Origin of the sequence: Pseudoduganella aquatica (assembly GCF_009857595.1) — a bacterium.
Classification (GTDB): Bacteria; Pseudomonadota; Gammaproteobacteria; order Burkholderiales; family Burkholderiaceae_D; genus Rugamonas; species Rugamonas aquatica_A.
Window position 1 is genome coordinate 51,507 of sequence record NZ_WWCU01000002.1, and the last position, 20,464, is coordinate 71,970.

The 20,464-nt window shown below is 67.7% G+C and carries 15 protein-coding genes; 13 read left to right on the forward strand and 2 right to left on the reverse strand.

What is annotated here, in order from left to right:
* The first annotated feature begins 74 nt into the window (after positions 1 to 74).
* The 13 genes from GTP77_RS02150 to galB all read left to right on the forward strand — a co-directional run bounded on the left by GTP77_RS02150 (position 75) and on the right by galB (position 18,541).
* Positions 75 to 2,261, forward strand: coding sequence for a glycoside hydrolase family 65 protein (locus GTP77_RS02150; protein ID WP_161070526.1), 2,187 nt, complete (start codon positions 75 to 77; stop codon positions 2,259 to 2,261).
* Positions 2,258 to 3,844: a DUF5060 domain-containing protein gene (locus GTP77_RS02155; protein ID WP_161070527.1), complete on the forward strand. Its 1,587-nt coding sequence runs from the start codon at positions 2,258 to 2,260 to the stop codon at positions 3,842 to 3,844. The genes GTP77_RS02150 and GTP77_RS02155 overlap by 4 nt, the downstream gene beginning before the upstream one ends.
* Positions 3,841 to 5,169, forward strand: coding sequence for a pectate lyase (gene pelA / locus GTP77_RS02160; protein ID WP_161070528.1), 1,329 nt, complete (start codon positions 3,841 to 3,843; stop codon positions 5,167 to 5,169). The genes GTP77_RS02155 and pelA overlap by 4 nt, the downstream gene beginning before the upstream one ends.
* 71 nt (positions 5,170 to 5,240) lie before the next feature.
* On the forward strand, positions 5,241 to 6,509 hold the full coding sequence (locus GTP77_RS02165) for a hypothetical protein (RefSeq protein WP_223149292.1): 1,269 nt from the start codon (positions 5,241 to 5,243) through the stop codon (positions 6,507 to 6,509).
* A gap of 158 nt (positions 6,510 to 6,667) precedes the next feature.
* Positions 6,668 to 8,290 (forward strand): methyl-accepting chemotaxis protein, encoded by a 1,623-nt coding sequence (locus tag GTP77_RS30995; RefSeq protein ID WP_161070530.1) that lies wholly within the window; start codon positions 6,668 to 6,670, stop codon positions 8,288 to 8,290.
* A 59-nt stretch (positions 8,291 to 8,349) separates the two neighbouring features.
* Positions 8,350 to 9,708 (forward strand): 3-oxoacyl-ACP reductase, encoded by a 1,359-nt coding sequence (locus GTP77_RS02175; RefSeq protein ID WP_161070531.1) that lies wholly within the window; start codon positions 8,350 to 8,352, stop codon positions 9,706 to 9,708.
* Positions 9,709 to 9,781: 73 nt separating this feature from the next.
* Complete coding sequence (locus GTP77_RS02180) at positions 9,782 to 10,447, forward strand: response regulator (RefSeq protein WP_161070532.1); 666 nt, start codon at positions 9,782 to 9,784, stop codon at positions 10,445 to 10,447.
* Between the two features lie 13 nt (positions 10,448 to 10,460).
* On the forward strand, positions 10,461 to 11,219 hold the full coding sequence (locus GTP77_RS02185) for a helix-turn-helix transcriptional regulator (protein ID WP_161070533.1): 759 nt from the start codon (positions 10,461 to 10,463) through the stop codon (positions 11,217 to 11,219).
* Positions 11,219 to 12,142 carry a cohesin domain-containing protein gene (locus tag GTP77_RS02190; protein WP_161070534.1) on the forward strand — a complete coding sequence of 308 codons (924 nt, stop codon included), beginning with the start codon at positions 11,219 to 11,221 and terminating at the stop codon, positions 12,140 to 12,142. The genes GTP77_RS02185 and GTP77_RS02190 overlap by 1 nt, the downstream gene beginning before the upstream one ends.
* 127 nt (positions 12,143 to 12,269) lie before the next feature.
* On the forward strand, positions 12,270 to 14,063 hold the full coding sequence (locus tag GTP77_RS02195) for a dockerin type I domain-containing protein (RefSeq protein ID WP_161070535.1): 1,794 nt from the start codon (positions 12,270 to 12,272) through the stop codon (positions 14,061 to 14,063).
* Between the two features lie 20 nt (positions 14,064 to 14,083).
* Entirely contained in the window at positions 14,084 to 14,671 is a 588-nt protein-coding gene (locus GTP77_RS02200; RefSeq protein ID WP_161070536.1) for a cohesin domain-containing protein, read from the forward strand.
* Positions 14,672 to 14,729: 58 nt separating this feature from the next.
* Entirely contained in the window at positions 14,730 to 15,923 is a 1,194-nt protein-coding gene (locus GTP77_RS02205; RefSeq protein WP_161070537.1) for a Kelch repeat-containing protein, read from the forward strand.
* A gap of 155 nt (positions 15,924 to 16,078) precedes the next feature.
* Complete coding sequence (gene galB / locus GTP77_RS02210) at positions 16,079 to 18,541, forward strand: beta-galactosidase GalB (protein WP_223149293.1); 2,463 nt, start codon at positions 16,079 to 16,081, stop codon at positions 18,539 to 18,541.
* A 36-nt stretch (positions 18,542 to 18,577) separates the two neighbouring features.
* Here the strand turns inward: galB and GTP77_RS02215 are convergent, their stop codons facing one another.
* The gene (locus tag GTP77_RS02215) at positions 18,578 to 19,531 is read right to left on the reverse strand and encodes an MBL fold metallo-hydrolase (protein WP_371869318.1); all 954 of its coding nucleotides are present in this window, start codon (positions 19,529 to 19,531) and stop codon (positions 18,578 to 18,580) included.
* A 47-nt stretch (positions 19,532 to 19,578) separates the two neighbouring features.
* Positions 19,579 to 20,400, reverse strand: a complete 822-nt coding sequence (locus GTP77_RS02220; protein WP_161070780.1) for an alpha/beta fold hydrolase — start codon at positions 20,398 to 20,400, stop codon at positions 19,579 to 19,581.
* Positions 20,401 to 20,464 lie beyond the last annotated feature (64 nt).

The following is a 20,464-nucleotide window of genomic DNA, read 5'->3' on the forward strand; positions in this document are numbered from 1 at the left end:
AAGCTTGTTTGAAGGGCGCGGCTCCGCTGTTGGCGGAGCCGCGCTTTTATCGTTGTTGGGAGACTGATTTGTTCATGACACTTCGCTGTTTCGCCGCTGTTCCCCTGTTCATCGTATTGACGGCCCATGCGGCTGCCCCCATTAACCGGCAAGCGCTGGCCGCGCGCCACTCTCCCCATTTATCCGCCATCGACATCATGGCCCCGCTCAGCGTGGGCAATGGCCGCTTCTGTTTCACGGCCGACGTCACCGGCCTGCAAACCCTGCCCGAACACTACCGCGCCGGCGGCACGCCGCTGGAAACGCAGGCGCGCTGGTCCTGGCATGAGAACGCCAACCCCAATGGCTACAAGCTGTCCGACGCCAACCGCAACTTCACTGCGCATGGCCGCACGCTGGGCTACCCAACCAACGCGGGCTCGCCGGCCGGCGTGTGGCTGCGCGAGAATCCGCATACCCAGCCGCTGCCGCAGATAGGCTTCGTGATGGCGGGCGAGGGCGCCCGTCCGCTGGCCGCCGCCGACGTGGCGTCCGTGGACCAGCGCCTGGACCTGTGGCAGGGCCAGCTGCAAAGCCGCGTGCGGCTGCTCGGCCAGCCGGCCAGCGTGCGCAGCACCGCCAGTCCGGACAGCGACACGCTGGCGCTGCATATCGAAACCCCGCTGTTCGCGCAGGGCAGGGTGGTGGTGCGCATCGCGCTGCCGCTGGGCTACGACCTGGCGGCGGCCAAGCACAATTCGCCGCTGGACTGGTCGCACCCCGACGCGCACAAGACCGCCGTGCTGGCGCAGACGGCGCGCACGCTCACCGTTGAGCACAGCCGCGACGCGTCGCGCTACAGCATGACGCTGGCCGGCGCCGCGCCGCTGTCCATCAAGCGCAGCGGCCCGCACAGCTTCGACATCACGCCCGCAGCGGGCAAGGTGATGGACCTTACGCTGACCTTCGTGCAGCTCAGCGCGGGCACGCAGGGCGCAGAGCGTATTGCGGACAGGTCTGCGGATCGTCCAGCGGCGGGCAAGCTTGCCCCGGCGCCGACCGCCTCGCAAATCTTTGCCCGTAGCGCCGCCTTCTGGCGCAGCTACTGGCAGTCCGGCGCCGCCGTCGATTTCACCGGCAGCACGGACCCGCGCGCGCAGGAGCTGGAGCGCCGCGTGGTGCTGTCGCAATACCTGGCCGCCATCCAGCTGGGCGACGAGCTGCCAGCCCAGGAAAGCGGGCTGACCACCGCCACCTGGTTCGGCAAGCACCATGCCGAAATGGTGTGGTGGCACACGGCCCACTTCGCACTCTGGGGCCGTCCCGACTACACGGCGCGCACGCTGGGCTGGTTCCAGCGCACGCTGCCCGCCGCGCGCGCGGTGGCGGCCGAGCGCGGCCTGCAAGGCGCGCGCTGGATGAAGATGACCGGCCCCGGCGGCCGCGAAAGCCCGGGCGGCAATCCGCTCATCGTCTGGAACCAGCCGCACCCCATCCACCTGGCCGAGCTGCTGTACCGCGCCGACCCCACGCCCGCCACCCTGGCGCGCTACGGCGAACTGGTGTCCGAAACCGCGCAGGCCATGGCGTCCATGCTGCACTGGCAGGAGGACCGCCAGCGCTACGTGCTCGGCCCGCCGCTGTGGATAGCGCAGGAAATCTACGACCAGTCGACCAGCATGAATCCGGCCTATGAGCTGAGCTACTGGGCCTGGGGCCTGGAGAAGGCGCAGCAGTGGCGCGAGCGCGCCGGCCTGCCGCGCAATCCGGACTGGGAACACAAGCGCACGCATTTGTCCGCGCTGCCGCAGAAGGACGGCAAATACGTGGCCGTGGAATCGCATCCGGACACCTGGGACAACGTGGACAGCCGCCACGACCACCCGTCCTTCCTGATGGCGCTGGGCCAGCTGCCTGGCGACGGCGTGGACCCCGAAACCATGCGCAGCACGCTGCACGCGGTGCTGGCGAACTGGGACTGGGCCACCAAGATCTGGGGCTGGGACTATCCCATGATCGCCATGACCGCCGCCCGCCTGGGCGAGACCGAGCAGGCGGTTAACGTGCTGATGAAAACGGACGGCCCGAACAACGGCTACACGCAGGCGGGCCACAACCCCAACAAGGGCTTGCCGGTCTACCTGCCAGGCAACGGCGCGCTGCTGGCGGCCGTGGCCATGATGGCGGGCGGCTGGGAAGGCGCACCCGGCCGCGCCGCCCCCGGCTTCCCGGCGGACGGCCGCTGGGTGGTGCGCGCAGAAGGATTCAAAAGGTTGCCATGATGAGTAAACGATACTTCCTTAAAACCGCCGTGGCTGCGGCCGTCGCACTGGGCGCCGTCCTGGCCGCACCGTGGAGCGCCGCCGCGTCCGCCGTGGTGGAACGCTGGGGCAGCACGGAGATTGCGCTGTCCGGCCCCAGCGCGGGCAACCCCTTCATGGAGGTGGAGCTGTCCGCCACCTTCCGCCAGGGTGCGCGCACGCTGACGGTGGCGGGCTTCTACGACGGCGACGGCCAGTACAAGATCCGCTTCATGCCGCCCGAGACGGGCGAGTGGGAATACGAAACGCAGAGCAACCGCGCGGAACTGAGCGGCCGCAAAGGCACGCTCACCGCCGTGGCGCCGTCGGCCGGCAACCACGGCCCGGTGCGCGTGAAGAACACCCACCATTTCGCCTACGAGGACGGCACGCCGTTCTGGCAAGTGGGCACCACCAGCTACGCCTGGGCGCACCAGACCGAGGCGCTGGAGCAGCAGACGCTGGCAACGCTGGCCGGCGCGCCGTTCAACAAGCTGCGCATGGCGGTCTTCCCCAACCAGGACGTAAAGAACCAGCCGCCGCGCTTTCCCTTCCCAGGCCAGCCGCCCAAGGGCTGGGATCTCACGCGCTTCAATCCCGAGTTCTTCCGCCATATCGAGCAGCGCGTGGGCCAGTTGCGCGAGCTGGGCATTGAAGCGGACCTGATCCTGTTCCACCCTTACGACAAGGGCTACTGGGGCTTCGACAGCCTGCCGGCCGACGTGAACGAACGCTATCTGCGCTACGTGGTGGCGCGGCTGGGCGCCTACCGCAATGTGTGGTGGTCCATGGCGAACGAGTTCGACTTCCTCAAGGCCAAGAGCATGGCGGAGTGGGACAGCTACTTCCAGATCGTGCAGGCCAGCGACCCTTACCAGCACCTGCGCTCCATCCACAACGCCTTCGTGTTCTACAACCACACCAAGCCCTGGGTCACGCATGTGAGCGTGCAGAGCGGCGCCATCGCCGAGGACTTCGAGCGCGCGGTGCTGTTCCGCGACGTCTACAACAAGCCGGTGGTGTACGACGAAGTGAAATACGAAGGCAATTTCTCGCGCCGCTGGGGCCAGCTCAAGCCGGAGGAAATGGTGCTGCGCTTCTGGGAAGGCGCCATCGCGGGCACCTATGTGGGCCACAGCGAAAGCTATGAAGACCCGAACGGCCTGGTATGGCTGGGCAAGGGCGGCGTGCTGAAAGGGCAAAGCCCGCCGCGCCTGGCCTTCTTCCGCAAGATACTGAGCGAGAGCCCGCCGGAGGGGCTGGAACCGATAGACAAATGGCAGAACCACCCGTTCGCGGGCAAGCATGCGCAGTACTACCTGGGCTACTTCGGCCTGGGCAAACCCAGGAGCTGGCCGTTCGTGCTGTTCAAGACCGGCCTGAAAGACGGCATGAAGTTCAGGGCCGAAGTGATCGATACATGGAATATGAAGGTGACGCCAGTGAACGGTACTTTTGAAATCGTCAAACGCGACGACTATACTTTTGCGGACAAAAATGGCCGCAGCATCGCGCTGCCGGGCAAGCCTTATATGGCGCTGCGCATCGTGCGGGTGGACCAATGAACGCCTCCCGTGTGCCGCGCAGCATCGCCGCTACGGCCGTTGCCACTGCCGTCGCCGCCGCGCTGCTTGCCGCCTTTGCGCTGCCAGCCGTCAGCCATGCGGAAGTCATCGGCCACATGAAGCCTGCCGAAGCGCTGACCGAAGCCAGCGTTGCCAGCCTTGCGGGGCAAGAGCAGAGCGCTTGGCTGGTCTACATCGCCCGCTCGCGCGCGCTGATGGCCGCAGACAAGGCCGCGCTGGCGGCTGAACGCGAAGGCCTGGCCCCGGCGGCCATTGCGCCGCCCCCGCCGCATTCGAGCAGCCGCGACGGCGGTATGCCGCTGGGCCGTCCCGCCGCCTGGTATGGCGGTGCGGAAGCGCGTGTGGTGGCCATGAATATTGTCAGCTTCCAGACGCCCGCCGGCGGCTGGGGCAAGAACGTGGACCGAAACGCGCCAGCGCGCCAGCGCGGCCAGCACTACATCGCGGACGACCACACGCCGGGCCTGCCCGTCCAGCGGGAAGCCTGGAGCTACGTCGGCACCATAGACAACGACGCCACCACCACCGAGCTGCGCTTCCTCGCCCGGGTGATGGCGCAAGCGCCCGCTGCGGAGAGCGGCGCCTACCGCGAGTCCTTCCTGAAAGGCCTGCGCTATCTGCTCAACGCGCAGTACCCCAACGGCGGCTATCCGCAGAACTACCCGCTGGAAGGCGGCTACCATGACGCCATCACCTTCAACGACAACGCCATGGGCAGCGTGGTGACGCTGCTGGACGAGATAGGCGCAGGGAAGGGCGATTACGCCTTCGTCCCCACCGCCATCGCCGCCGAAGCGCGCGCCGCATCGGCCAAGGCGATCCGGATGATACTGGCCGCGCAGATCGTGGTGGCGGGGCAGCGCACCGGCTGGTGCCAGCAGCACGACCCGGTAACGCTGGCCCCTGTTGGCGCGCGCAACTTCGAACCGCCATCGCTCACCAGCTCGGAAAGCGCCTCGCTGCTTAACCTGCTGATGCTGCAGCCTAACCCCGCTCCGGACACCGTGGCCGCCGTCCGCGCTGCCGCCGCCTGGCTGCAGCGCGTGGCGCTGCGCGACGTGGAATTCACCGGCAAGGAAGCCGCCACCGGGCGGCGCCTGGTGGCCAAGCCGGGCGCAGGCCCGCTCTGGTCGCGCTACTACGACATCGCCACCATGAAGCCCATCTTCGGCGACCGTGACCGCAGCATCCACGACGACGTCAACGCCATCAGCCTGGAACGCCGCAACGGCTACGCGTGGTTCGGCAACGGCCCGGCCAAGGCGCTGGAAAACTACGCCCGCTGGCCGCAGCGCACACCTTGATCCATAGCCAGCCTGGCGGAGTTGTGATACTTTTGAGAAATATTAAGTTAATCACAAAATCCGGGGGATGAATGGTATTCAAAAGCGCGGCGTTGGCAATGGCGATGGCGAGCGGACTGGCGGCGGCGGGTAATCCGGCGCTAGCCTATCCCGATCCGGAAGTGGATTTGCAAAAAGCCGAACTGAAAGTGCGGGCGCCGCGCGAGGTTATCGCCAGGCACGCGCAGGCGCTGGAGGAGGGCGACAAGGCGCGCAGCACGCTGAGCGGCGTCTTGCAAAGGCTGGCAGCGCAGCGTTCCTTCCTTGGCGATACCGAAGGCGCGATTGCGGCATTCGACGAGTCGGATGCGCTGGCCCGCCGTAAGGAAACCAGCTACGGCGACGATCTGGATCGTCTTGCTGAGGCGCGGGCAGAGGATGCGCTGGAAGCGATTGTGCGCGAAGCCCGCAAACACCGCATCGTTATCCTGAACGAGGCCCACCATGTTCCCATGCACCGCGCCTTCGCCATGCGCCTGGCGCGCGAGCTGCGCAAGGCAGGCTACACTTGGCTGGCGGCCGAGACGTTTGAGAACACGCCGTTTGAGAAGGGCTATCTTGCGCTGTCCGACGGCTACTATTCGCGCGAGCCCGTGTTCGGCAATTTCTTGCGCGACGCAGCGGCGGACGGCTGGAAAATGGTGCAGTACGAACCTTTCGACCAGCAGGCAAGCGACACTTTTGAGCAGCAGATCGAGCGCCGCGAATCCGGCGAGGCCCGCAACCTGGTCGAGCGCATCTTTGCCAAAGATGCGGCGGCCAAAGTCTTTATCTATGTGGGCTACGGCCACCTGGCCGAGATGCCGCGCGTGGGCAACGGCATCGGTACGGCATGGATGGCCGCGCAGCTCAAGCATATGACGGGCCTGGACCCGCTCACCATCGACCAGACCGTGATGATGGCCCACTCCAAGCCGGAGGCCGAACCAGGTATCTACGGCAAGGCGGTTGCGCGCGAAACCAGGCTGTCGCCCTTCGTGCTGCGCGCGCCGGGCGGCGGCTACGAAGTCTTCGGCAGCAGCCGCTTCAAGGCCGACATGCAGGTGGTGCACCCGCGCTACGGCATGGACGGCGCCACCGGGCGCGCCGCATGGCTGCAGTCGCTGGCGGGCTTCAAGCCCCTGGCTGTGCCGCAGGAACTGTATCCGGAGGCGGGCGCGCAGTGGGTGTTCGCCCACCTGGCGGGCCAGCCGGCGGACTCGGTGCCGGCGGACGTGGTGAAGCTGGAGGCGGGCAAGCCCGCGCCCCAGTTTATGCTGCGACCCGGGAGCTACAGTTATAGCGTCCGCAAATACCCTTAATTCGTTTGACCAGGACAAGGGGTGCAGATAAAATAGATGCAACACAGAAATAGCATGTCGAAACCCAAACTCCGTTTCAGCATTATCTGACACAGGCATTACCTCATCCGCCCAAGCTGTGCCGCGATGAAGGAGCTGCCTTGAAACGGAGTATCAACATGTTTACCAAGACCACCATTCGCTTGCGGCTCATTTCCACCATGGCGCTGCTTGGCCTGCTCATCGTGGGCACTGGCCTGAGCGGCCTGCATGGCATGAACACCATCAACGCCAGCCTGCGCGATGTGAATACCAACACCATGCCGTCCGCAGTCGCGATCCTCAATTCGCAGCTGTCGCTGAGCCGCGCGCGGCTCGCCATGGACCGCGTGACCATGCATCCGGAAGATCCGGATGCGGCGAAGACCCTGCAGCGCGCGGCCAGCTTTGTAGCCGACTCGGACAAGGCCTGGAGCCTCTACCTGACGCTGCCGCAAGGCGCGGACGAGAAAGTACTGTCGGATGAAATGGACAGCCGCCGCCGCAAATTCATCGACGAGGGTTTCCAGCCGCTGGTGGCAGCCGCCAAGGCGGGCGACGCGGCCAAGGCCGACGCCATCACCATGAAGACCATGCAGCCTTTGTTTACCAGCCTGTCCGAGAGCGCGGCCAAACTGACCGACTACCAGGCGCGCAGCAATATGGAGCAGTTCGACGCCAGCCAGGCCATGTACCGCCAGCGCCTGTGGTTCACGCTGGGCGCCATCGCCGGCGGCGTGCTGCTGATGCTGATCGCCTGCGTATCGCTGCTGCGCTCTATCCTGCGCCCGATCAACGAAGCGGTGAACCACTTCAACAGCATCGCCGGCGGCGACCTGTCCAACCGCATTTCGGTGGACGGCCATGACGAGATGTCGGTGCTGATGCGCGGCCTGGCCGGCATGCAGGCCAAGCTGGCGGCTCTGGTGCGCGGCGTGCGCGACGGCACCGCGTCCATCGCCACCGCCACCCACGAAATCGCCGAGGGCAACCTGGACCTGTCGCGCCGCACCGAGCAGCAGGCGGCCAGCCTGGAGGAAACCGCGTCCTCGCTGGAAGAACTGACCGCCACCGTGCAACAGAACTCCGCGCGCGCGCGGCAGTCCAACCAGTTGGCGCAAGCGGCATCGGAGATCGCGGTCAAAGGCGGCGCGCTGGTGGGCGGCGTGATCGGCACCATGGGCGCCATCCGCGAATCGTCCACCCGCATCCAGGACATTATCGGCGTGATCGACGGCATTGCGTTCCAGACCAATATCCTGGCGCTGAACGCGGCGGTGGAAGCGGCCCGCGCGGGCGAGCAGGGACGCGGCTTTGCCGTCGTCGCCTCCGAAGTGCGTAGCCTGGCGCACCGCAGCGCCGAAGCGGCCAAGGACATCAAGACGCTGATCGGCGACTCGGTGGCCAAGGTCGACAGCGGCGGTCAGCAGGTGGGCGAGGCTGGCGCCACGATGGAGGAAATCGTCTCCAGCATCCGCCGCGTGGCCGACATCATGGGCGAGATCGCCGCCGCAGGGCATGAACAGGAAATGGGCATCGGGCAGATCAACGTGGCCGTGGCCGAACTGGACGACGTGACGCAGCAGAACGCGGCGCTGGTGGAGGAAGCCGCGGCGGCGTCCGAATCGCTGAAAGAGCAGGCCGAGAAGCTGGCCGACGTGGCAAGCGCTTTCCGCGTCGACGGCGTGGACGATGGCGGCGGGGCCGGCAAGGCTGTCCGCGCGCGGCGTCCCGTTGTGGCGGGCATGCTGCAAAGGGCCTGACGGCGCTTACCCGCTCGGTTAAGATGGCCGCTTATCGAGACACGGCAAGGATAAGCGGCATGAGCGACATACTGAAGACATTGCACGGCAACCGCCTGGCGGCCCCTTTCGCCAGGGCGCTGGGCCTGCCCAAACCCGTGACGCTGGCGCGCGCCGCCGGCGGCTACGAGGCGCAGCCCTTTTCGGGGCAGGCCGCGCTGCTGCTGCCAGCGGGCGGCGGCTATGCGGCGCAGGCCTTGCGCAGCGCGCTGGAGGACGCCGGCGCCAGCGTGGCGTCGGCGCTGCCGGAGGATGAACGCCAGCAGGCGGGCATCGTGGTGATGGACGCCACCGGCTGCCGTTCCCCCGCCGACTACCGCGCACTGTACGACTCCTTCCACCCGATCATGCGCCGCATTGCCCGCAATGGCCGGGTGCTGATTGCCGCGCCGTTGCCGGAGGCGGGCGGCGACCCGGTGCAGGCCGCCGTGGCGCGCGGCATTGAAGGCTTCAGCCGCTCGCTGGGCAAGGAGCTGGGACGCAAAGGCATCTGCGTGAACACCGCCTACGTCGCCGCCGGCGCGGAAGACCGGCTGGCGGGCGTGGTGCGCTTCTTCTGCGGTAAACAATCCACTTACGTATCCGGGCAGGCGGTGCGCGTCACAGCGCGCGTGGCCGCGCCGCGCGCCTTGCCGCAGGCGCAGGCCATGGCGGGCAAGACCGCGCTGGTGACCGGCGGCGCGCGCGGCATCGGCAAGGCCATCGTGGAGCGCCTGTCGCAAGAGGGCGCGCGCGTGATCTGCCTGGACGTGGCGGCAACCGCCGAGGAGCTGCGCAGCACTTGCGCGCAGTTCGGCGCCATTCCGCTCACGCTGGACATCACCGCGCCGGACGCCCCGGTGCAGCTGGCGGACTTCCTGCGCGGCCAGGGCGGCGGACTGGATATCCTGGTTCACAACGCGGGCGTAACGCGCGACCGCACACTGTCCAATATGAAGCCGCAGGACTGGGATGTTGTGGTGAACATCAACTTCGCCGCCATCACGGCCATCGACGCCGCGCTGCTGTCGGGCGGGCTGCTGCGCGACGAGGGACGTATTGTGTATCTGTCGTCCATCAGCGGCGTGGCGGGGAATTTCGGCCAAACCAATTACGCCGCCACCAAGGCCGCGCTGATAGGCTACGCGGCGGCGCAGGCGCCCTTGCTGGCGGCGCGCGGCATCTGCGCCAACGCGATTGCGCCGGGCTTTATCGAAACCGCCATGACCGCGAAGCTGCCGTTCTTCACGCGCGAGATAGGCAGCCGCCTGAACGCGCTGATGCAGGCCGGCCAGCCCCGGGACGCGGCCGAGCTGGTGGCTTTCCTGAGCAGCCCCGGCGCCTATGGCGTCAGCGGCGAAACCATCCGCGTGTGCGGCCAGGGCGTGATGGGCGCGTAGACTGTCATGTCAATGTAATAATCCTGTGATCCAATAAGGTCCGCTGCAAAAAACATAACAGGGACCGGGGATCATGGGCTTCAGCGTGATGGTGGTCGAGGACGAGCCGGCTATCCAGGAGCTGATCGCAGCCTCGCTGAACGGATACGAAGTGCGCTGCACGGGTAGCGCGGAGGCGGCCGTGCTGGCGCTGGCGCAGGCCACGCCGGACCTGCTGCTGCTCGATTGGGGCTTGCCGGGACAATCCGGCATAGACCTGCTGCGCCGCCTGCGCTCGCAGGCACGCACGCGCGCGCTGCCGGTCATTATGCTCACTGCCCGCAGCCAGCCGCAGGACATGGTGTTCGGCCTCGAGTGCGGGGCGGACGACTATATTTCCAAGCCATTCAGCCCGCTTGAACTGCGTGCCCGCGTGCAGGTGCAACTGCCGCGCAAAGCGGGCATGGCGCTGAACGGCTTGCAGCTGGACCTGGCTGCGCGAAGCGTGTCTGCGGGGGCGCGCGGCCTTGCACTGGGGCCGGCTGAATTCTCCCTGCTGCGCCATTTCATGCGCCATCCGGAACGCACCCATACGCGGGCTGCCTTGCTGGAGCAGGTGTGGGGCAACGACAGCACCGTCAGCGAGCGCGCGGTCGATACGCGGGTGCGGCGCTTGCGCCTGGCCCTGCAGGCGAGCGGCCACCACGCCATGATAGAAACGGTGCGCGGCGACGGTTACCGCCTGGCGGTGACGCGCTGAGCGCAGGGACGCCATGGACGATATCGTTACGCCTTCCGCGCGCGAGCTGGAATATCTGGTACGGATAATCGAGCGAGCCGCCACCGTGCGCACGCGCGCGGGCTGGTCTTCCTGGTCGCAGGGATTGCTGCAAACGCTGCTGCCGCATCAGGCCATGGTTTGCCTGCACATGGGCGAGCGCGGGCAACTGCTGGATGCGCATTGCCTGCATGGCGAGATGGCGCATGCGGCGCAGGCGGAGCGCCTGCGTGCACTGGCGGCGCGCCTGGCTGCCATTTGCCGCAGCCAGTATGGCTTGCCGTGGGCGGTGGGCGGTGCGGAAACGTCCGCCGCGCTGACGGAACTGCGGCGCGAGATTTCAGGTCTGGTGGCAGGCGAACTGCTGCTGCACGGCTCGGGCGAGCTGCAAGGCGGCGCCAGCATGTTTGTGCTGTTCGGGATGCCGGACGAGGGCAGGGCGCGGCACAGGTATTTCATCGAGCTGCTGCTGCCTTGCATGCATCTGGCGTGGCAGCGGCAGGCGGCGCACCAGCCTCCGGCGAGCTTTCCGGAGGCTGGTGCTCTGGCCGACCCGCTCACCGGGCGCGAGCTGGAGATACTGCGCGGGCTGAAGGAGGGCAAGATCAACGCGGAGATCGGGCTGGCGCTGGGCATCAGCGCGCATACAGTCAAGAAGCATGTCTACAACATCTACCGCAAACTGAATGTGCAGAACCGCGTCCAGGCGGTTTCACGCGCCGCTGCGCTGGCCTTGACGGCGCAGGCAGTTTGATGCGCGCCCCACGGCCTATGGCGGCGCTGGCCTGCGCCTTGTCGATGGCGCTTGCTGCCGCCCCGTGCGGCGCGGCAGGAGCGGCGGCCGGGCCACTGACGCTGGAGCTGTACAACGTGACTTTGCAGCAGGCTTTCGGCGAACTGGCGCGTTCTTGCGGGCTGGTATTCGACTTCGGCGACGGCGTGCGCACCGACCGCCGCATGTCGCTCTTCCTGAAAGACGCGGATCCGGAATCGGTCCTCTACTACGCATTGCGCGCCAACAGCCTGGCAATGCTCCCTCCGCGCGAGGGCCGCGCATTGCTGGTGCTGGCCGAGGAGACCGACGATGCCCCCACAGTGGCCATCGGCACGCCGTCCCTGCTGATAGAGGTGAACAAGGACGAGGCAGACGTGCAGCAGCAGCGCGCCCGCCTGCAGCCACCGCCCGCCGCTGCGCCGGCAGCCGCGTCAATCGCAGCGGCGCCCGCAGCGCAGTCGGCAGGGACGCTGCTTGACTGGAAGATCCGTCCGCGCTCGCGGGTGGGCAGCAACTTCACCGTGCAGCTTTTCCTGCGCTCCGACCGCCAGGTGGATGCCGTGCCGCTCACCATCAGCTTTGACGGGCAAGCGTTCGAAGTGGTGCGGGTGGAGGCGGGAAGCTACTGGGGAGTGCAATCCAGCCTTGCCAGCCGGGTGGACCCTGGCGGAACCATTACGCTGGAAGCGGCGCATCCGGCCGGCGCCAGTACCGGACCCGGTTCCGGCGATGCCGGCAGAAGCATCGGCCAGCCGGGGCTGCTCGCCTCCATCACCTTCCGCGCCGCCGCCGCCGCGCCGGCCGCGCACATCCAGATCGTCGCCGCGCGCGCCGTGGGCAGCGACGGCAATGACATTGGCGTGGCCGTCCCGCTGCGGCACGCGATGCAAGTCCAGCCCTGACCGCGCATACGCCGTTCGGCCTATTTTCCATGTCAACCATGACATCAGGTTGACACACTTGCAATCTACCATCCTCGGCTGAGCTGCGACGCGCGCAGCGACATCAAACCCCCAACGGAAGCCGACTATGCAAACCCCTTTCAAACTGAAGCACCATCTGCTGCTGGCCGCAATGGGCATGGCCGCCGCCGCGCTGGCCCACGCCGAACCGTTCAAATTCGGCGTGATGGCCGACACCCAGTGGACCAGCAACGACGCGGGCAACAACCCGAACACGGTCGCACTGGGCATCATCAACCAGATCCTGCCCAAGTTCGTGGAGCAGCAAGTGAAGTTCGTGGTGCAGGTGGGCGACCTGACCGACAACGGCAGCACCGGCGGCCTGGACACCTGGAACGTGGCCGCGCAAACCCTGTACAACAACCGCATCGGCTTCTACCCCGTGCGCGGCAACCACGAGCCTTCGGCCGCCGCCGCCGCCCGCTTCAAGACCAACTTCCCGCAGACGCAAGGGCAGGGCTCCAACGTCGCCGGCGCCATCAACCACGCCAGCCCGGCCACGCCGGTGGGCCTGACCGGCCTGACCTACTCCTTCGACTACGGCAACACCCGCTTCATCGCCGTGGACCAGTACACCCGCACCAGCGGCAGCACGCCCGCCGTGAACTCGGCCGCGCTGGACCAGCTGGGCTGGATCGGCCAGCAGCTTGACGGCAAGCCTGCCGACAGCCACGGCTTCGTGTTCGCCCACAAGGAACTGATAGGCCAGAACCACACCGACGTGCTCACGGGCGCGGACCCCGCCGCCAACGCGGCGCAGCGCAATGTGCTGATCGGCGCGATGGCGCGCAACAAGGTGCGCTACTTCCTGGGCGGCCATGACCATATGCACCACCGCTCCATCGTCAAGAGCCCGGACGGCACCGCCACCGTGCAGAACATCATCCACTCGTCGGACAGCTACAAGTTCTACGTGCCGTCGGTGCCGTCGAAAGACCAGGCCTACAACGCCGCCAACCGCCAGGAAATGCCGATTGCGCAGGAGCTGTTCAGCATCGGCTACTACATCTTCACCGTGGACGGCCCGCGCCTGACGGTGGACCACTACGCGTCCGACAACGGCTGCGGCGGTTCGCTGGGCGCAGGCCGCGACTGCGACCTGACCCGCACCCCGGCGCTGACCTTCTTCAAGCGCGAGAGCTACGGCTATAGCCTGAACGGCAAGGAGTTCATCTTGCAGCCGGGCGCCAGCTTCGCCAGCATCGCCGACGCGGCGCCGGCCGGCGGCAACTGGGGCGGCACCAGGATGGCCATCCTGGACGGCGCCAACGCCGTTTCCACTACTCTGTACGATGGCCGCGTGGCGATCCAGGACGTGAACACCGGCTGGTCCAGCCGCGCCGACATCGACGCCAACGGCGCCGCCAAACTGAAAAGCGACGCGTTGACCCTGTGGGGCATGGAAAACGCGATCGGCAGCGAAGAGGCGGACGTATTCACCCTGTCGCTGAGCTACGACGCCAGCGCGCGCGGCCCGCTGGCGCTGGTGGCGCGCCCCTTCAACGGCAGCGCATGGGAGCCGGTGGCCGCGCGCAACCTGGGCGGCAGCGCCAAGTACGTGGTCGGCCCATGGAAAGCCGGCTATGCGCTGGGCACCTACGGCGTGGACCCCGCCACCCGCACCGCATGGGCGGTGGTCAATCGCGGCGGCGAGTTCGCCGTGGCGCAAACCATCAGCGGCGACCTGAATGGCGACGGCGTGGTGGACAGCCGCGACGTGGCCCTGCTGACGCAGAAGGTCAACCGCGACGCGTCCGAACTGCCGGCCGCCGACCTCGATAACGACGGCAAGATCACCGCGCTGGACGCCCGCAAGCTGGCCAGCATCTGCAACAACGCCAACTGCGCCATCGCCAACTAACCCTTACATCTGGAGCTACCATGTTCAACATCATCTGCAAACAGGCGCGCAAGGCGCTGACCGCAGCCCTGCTGGCCGCCAGCGCCATCGGCGCGCCCGCCATGGCCACCACCCTGAGCTTCACGCCTGCCGCAGGCAATGTGACGGTAGGCGGCAATGTCGCCATCGACGTGCGCGTTTCCGGCCTGGCCGCAGGCGTGGACGTGGGCGCGTTCGACTTCAGCGTGCTGTTCGACTCCGCCGTCCTGAATCTGACCGGCTACAACCTGGGCGCGACGCTGGGCGACCTGTCGGCCGTCGAAGCGCTGGACGTCAGCGCAGGCAGCACCGGCGCCGGCAAGTTCAACCTGGCCGAAATCTCGCTGCTGTCCGACCTGGCCTTCCAACAGGACTCGTTCACGCTGGCCACGCTGTACTTCACCGCCATCGCCTCCGGCAATGCCGCGCTGTCCCTGGGCGACGTGGTGCTGGGCGACGCCTTCGGCAACGCACTGGCTGCCGACCTGGGCGGCGCCGCCGTGAGCGCCGTGCCGGAACCGCAAGCGCTGCTGCTGTTCATTAGCGGCCTGGCGCTGCTGGGCGCCGTGCGCCGCCAGCGCAAGCAGTAATGTAGTGGACGCCCGGCTTCGCGCCGGGCGTTTTTCCGACTCCGTCCATCCCGCATCCATGACCTCCATACTCAAGACTTTCCAGCGCCGTGCCGCGCTGCTGTGCACCGCCGCGCTGTGCCTGGCCGCCGCGCCGTCTTTCGGCGCCGCCACCGCAGCAGCCGTTGCACCTGCCGCCGCCATCGCAGCGTCCGCAGCGCGCAACGGCGAAGCCGCCCCCATGCTGATCGCGCGCCAGGGCCACACGGCCACCGTGCTGCGCGACGGCACCGTGCTGGTGGCCGGCGGCATAGGCCGCGACGGCGCGGCCACCACGCACACCGAAATCTACGACCCGAAAACCAACAAGTGGACCGAGTCCGAGACCATGACGGTGGCGCGCTCCCAGCACACCGCCACGCTGCTCGCCAACGGCAACGTGCTGGTGACCGGCGGCGTGGACCGCACCACCTTCCGCAACAACGCAGAAGTCTACGACCCTGCCGCCAACACCTGGTTCGCGCTCGGCCCCATGAGCGAAGCGCTGCGCGCCGCGCACACGGCCACGCTGCTGCGCGACGGCCGCGTCTTCATCGCCGGCGGCCACGGCTACCCGGATGACGACGAATACGAGGACACCATGGCGCTGGCCACCGCCGTCATCTACGACCCGCAGTCGCAAACCTGGACCAAGGCCGCGCCCATGCGCACCGCGCGCCAGCTGCACGCGGCCACGCTGCTGGCCAACGGCAAGGTGCTGCTGAGCGCAGGCGCGGGCGAGTTCGGCGGCCTGTCCGACAGCGAAATCTACGACCCCGCCAGCAACAGCTGGACGCCGGGCGGCGTGCTGCGCGAGCAGCGCTGGTCGCACACGGCCAGCCTGCTGCCGAACGGGAAAGTGCTGGTGACCGGCGGCTTCGGCTCCAACCGCTCGCTGGCCAGCGCGGAACTGTACGACGCCGCGCAGCAGCACTGGTCGCCCGCCGCGAGCATGGCCGCCGCGCGCCACCTGCACACGGCCACGCTGCTGCCGAGCGGCCGCGTGCTGGCCGAAGGCGGCGTGATCGCCAGCGGCGCGCTGCCTACGGCGGAACTGTACGACTACGCCGCCGACCGCTGGACCCCGGCCAAGGTGGCGCTGCGCAAGCGCTTCAGCCATTCGGCCACGTTGCTGCCGGGCGAGCGCCTGATGCTGCTCGGTGGCCTGGACGCCAACGACATCCTGTCCAGCGCGGAAGTGTTCAGCCTGAAGGCGGTGGAAGCGGCGCCGTAGCAGGGAGTCCGGGGAGGTAGTCCTTTTTTCGCTTTTGCTATACGTTTTTTGGTATTGATCGGTAAAGCTTTTCAAGTTGATACTGGCTGTCCGATCAATCCATTTTTCCTGCCATGCGCCTGATTCCCCATCTGCTGCTCGCCGCCGGCGTTGGCATGAGCGTGTCCGCCCATGCCGCCGACCGTGTCTCCTTCAACGCCGACTGGCGTTTCATGAAAGGCGAGCCGGCCGGCGCCGCAGGGGCAGGCGCTGCGCCGGGGCTGGACGACAAGGCCTGGCGCAAGCTGGACCTGCCGCACGACTTCGGCATCGAAGGCCCGTTCAAGCAGGAATACGAAGGCGAGACCGGCAAGCTGCCGTGGTGGGGCGTGGCCTGGTACCGCAAGACCTTCACCGCGCCCGCCGGCGACGCGGTCCGGCAAGTCTATCTCGACATCGACGGCGCCATGTCGCACGCCACGGTATGGCTCAATGGCGAGCAGGTGGGAGGCTGGCCTTACGGCTACAGCTCCTTCCGCGTGGACCTGAGCAAGCACCTCAAGCCGGGCGCGGAAAATGTGCTGGCGGTGCGCATCGACAATCCGCCCGATTCCTCGCGCTGGTATCCGGGCGGCGGCATCTACCGCAATGTATGGCTGGTGAAAGCCGCGCCGCTGCACGTGGCGCATAACGGCACCTTCGTCACCACGCCCATCGTCAAGGCCGGCGAGGCCACGGTGGACGTGCAGGTGACGCTGGAGAATAGCGGCGGCGCCACCGCCGCGCAGGTGTCGACCGCCATTTACGCGCTGGATGCGGCGGGCCGCCGCACCGGGCCGGCGCTGGCACAAAGCAGCCCGTCGGCGCTGACCAAGGTGGGCGCGGGGCGCCAGATCCTGCTGGCGCAGTCGCTGCAGCTGGCGCAGCCCAAATTCTGGAGCCCCGCCAAGCCGCAGCGCTACGTGGCGGTGACCACCGTGTCCGGCGAGGGCAAGGTGACGGACGAAGTGGAAACGCCGTTCGGCGTGCGCACGGTGGCCTTCGAGGCCGGGCGTGGGCTGATACTGAACGGTGAGCATGTGCCCATCCAGGGCGTGTGCATGCACCACGACCTGGGGGCGCTGGGCGCCGCGCTGAACGTGCGCGCGCTGGAGCGTCAGCTCGAGATCCTGCGCGACATGGGCGTGAACGCCATCCGCACCACGCACAACCCGCCCGCGCCGGAAATGCTGGAGCTGGCCGACCGCATGGGCTTCCTCATCGTGGAGGAGGCCTTCGACGCCTGGCGCCTGGGCAAGAAGAAGAACGACTACGGCCGCCTGTACGACGAATGGCACGAGAAGGACTTGCGCGCCATGGTGAAGCGCGACCGCAACCACCCCAGCATCATCATGTGGAGCATAGGGAACGAGATCCGCGAGCAGGGCGAACCGGAGGGCTGGAAGATGGCGGCCCACTTGGCGGACATCGTGCGCAGCGAGGACCGTACGCGCCTGACCACGGCCGGATTCAACCACGTGGTCTCAGGCTACAACGGCTTCCAGACCGCCGTGGACGTGGTGGGCTTCAACTACAAGCCGTGGGAGTACCCGACCTTCCACAAGAGCGCCCCGCACATCCCGGTGATAGGCAGCGAGACCGCGTCCACCGTCAGCTCGCGCGGCGAATACTTCTTCCCGGTGAGCGACGACAAGTCGAAAGGCCTGGCCAATTTCCAGGTCAGCAGCTACGACCTGTCTGCGCCGCGCTGGGCCTCCGCGCCGGAGCTGGAGTTCAAGGGCCTGGACGACAATCCTTTCGTGGCGGGCGAATTCGTCTGGACCGGTTTCGATTACCTGGGCGAGCCCACGCCCTACAACGCGGACAGCACCAACGCGCTGAACTTCACCGATCCGGCCGCCCGCGCGCGCGCCGAGAAGGAACTGGCGGAGCTGAGCAAGGTGAAAGTGCCGTCGCGCAGCTCATACTTCGGCATTGTGGACCTGGCGGGCTTCAAGAAGGACCGCTACTACCTGTACCAGGCGCGCTGGCGGCCGGAGCTGCCAATGGCGCACCTGCTGCCGCACTGGAACTGGCCGGAGCGGGTGGGGCAGGTCACGCCGGTGCACCTGTACACCTCCGGCGACGAGGCGGAGCTGTTCCTGAACGGGAAATCGCTGGGCCGCAAGCAGCGCGGCGCGCGCGACTACCGCCTGCGCTGGGACGACGTGGTTTACCAGCCGGGCGCGCTGAAAGCGGTCGTGTACAAGCAGGGCAAGCCCTGGGCCGAGGATACGGTGCAGACGGCGGGCAAGGCCGCCAGGCTGGCGCTGACGGCGGACCGCAGCGCGCTGCAGGCCGACGGCAAAGACCTGTCCTTCGTCACGGTGGCGATCACCGACAAGGAAGGCCGGCCGGTCCCCCGCAGCAGCAACGCGGTGCGCTTCACCGTCAGCGGACCGGGCGAGCTGGTGGCCACCGACAATGGCGACGCCACCAGCCTGGTGTCCTTCCAGTCGCCCGAGCGCGCGGCCTTCAATGGCCTGGCGCTGGCCATCGTGCGGACCAGGGCGGGGCAAGCCGGCGCGATCACGGTGACCGCGTCCAGCGACGGCCTGGCGGGCGCCAAGGTGACGCTGAACAGCAAGGCGCAGCCCTGACAAGGCTCAGGCAGACCTCAGGCAGCGGCGGCGCGCTCAGTCCGCGCCGGGTGCGCCTTCGTAGTTGACGGGCAGCCAGCGGTAGCCGGGGCTCGCGCCGCCTGGTGCGCCGATGCGGCCCAGGCCGGGGAAGGCGATGTGGGCGGCGCCCACCACCATGCGCTGGCTGGCGGCCATGTCCAGCAAGGCCCGGCGCTGGCGTTGCGCGTCGGCGGCGTCGCTGTCGTACTTGACGGTGGCTTCCGGATGCGGGAACTGCAGCGGGGCCACGTGCACAATGTCGCCCCAGACCAGCAATTGCCGTCCCCGGCTTTCCACCAGATAGGCCGCGTGCCCGGGTGTATGGCCCGGCGCGGGCAGGGCGCGCACGCCCGGTTCCAGCTGGCCGAAGGCGGCGTAGGGCTGGAAGCGGCCTGCGGCCTGGTAGGGCGCCACGGCGGCGCGCGCGCTGTCGAAGAAGCTGCGCAGGAATTCCGGTGCGGCCGCCTGCGCCGATGCGCTCAGCCAGTAGTGCGCTTCGCCCTGCGCCATGCGCAGCACGGCGTTGGGAAAGGCCGCCGCGCCCTGGCGCATCACGCCGCCGGCGTGATCCTTGTGCAGATGGGTGAGCAGCACGGTGTCCACCTGCTCCGGCTTGTAGCCTGCGGCGCGCAGGTGCTCCAGCAGCTTGCCGCAGCAGTCGCCGTACAGCGCGCCGGCGCCTGCGTCGACCAGTATCAGGCGGCTGCCGGTGTTGATGAGGAAGGCGTTGATGGAGCCTTGCAGCGGCTGCGCCAGGCCGGCGTCGTCCAGCCCGCGCCCGATCTGCGCCGGGGTGATGTTGTTCATCACCGTGTCGATGGGGAAGGCGTGCGTGCCGTCGGACAGCACGGTGATTTCAAAGTCGCCCAGCATCATGCGGTAGTAGCCGGGCGCCTGGCTGCGCACTTGCGGCGCGCCCGCCTGGGCGGGCGGAGCCAGCGGCGCAAACTGCAGCATGGCTGCGGCCATGAGCGGAAGCGTGAATCGGGTGGTGGTCGCAGCCATGGCGGGGCCGATCAGGAACGCAGGAAGGCCAGCAGCTCGGCGTTGAGCTTGTCCTTGTGCGTGGCGGGCAGGCCGTGTGGCGCGCCTTCGTACACGCTCAGCGTACCCTGCGGCAGCAGCTCCACGGCGCGGCGCGCGGTGGCGGCGATCGGCACGATCTGGTCGTCGTCGCCGTGGATCACCAGCGTGGGCACCGTCATCTTTTTCAGGTCTTCGGTGAAGTCGGTTTCCGAGAACTGCTTGATGCAGGCGTAGGCGCTGCGGATGCTGCACTGCATGCCTTGCAGCCAGAAGGTGTCGCGCAGGCCCGGCGAGTCCTTGGCGCCTTCGCGGTTGAAGCCGTAGAAGGCGGTGGTCAGATCCTTGAAGAACTGCGAGCGGTCGGCCTGCACCGCGCTGCGGATGCCGTCGAACACTTCCATCGGCACGCCGTTCGGATTGGCCGGACCGACCAGCATTTGCGGCGTGACCGCGCCCACCAGCACCGCGCGCGCCACGCGGTCCGTGCCGTGGCGGCCGATATAGCGCGCCACTTCGCCACCGCCGGTGGAGTGGCCCACCAGGGTGGCACCGGTCAGGTCCAGCGCGTCGATCAGCGTGGCCAGGTCGTCGGCGTAGGTGTCCATGTCGTTGCCGTGCCACGGCTTGCTCGACAGGCCGTGGCCACGGCGGTCGTGCGCGATCACGCGGTAGCCGTGTTCGGCCAGGAACATCATCTGGTCTTCCCAGGCGTCGCCCTGCAGCGGCCAGCCGTGGCTGAACACCACGGCCGGGCCGTGGCCCCAGTCCTTGAAGTTGATCAGCGTGCCGTCGCGGGTGGTGACGGTATTGATGGTGCGGGTAGTGGTCATGGCAAGTCCTTGCAGGTTGGTCAAGCTTGCATTCTGGGCAGCGCAC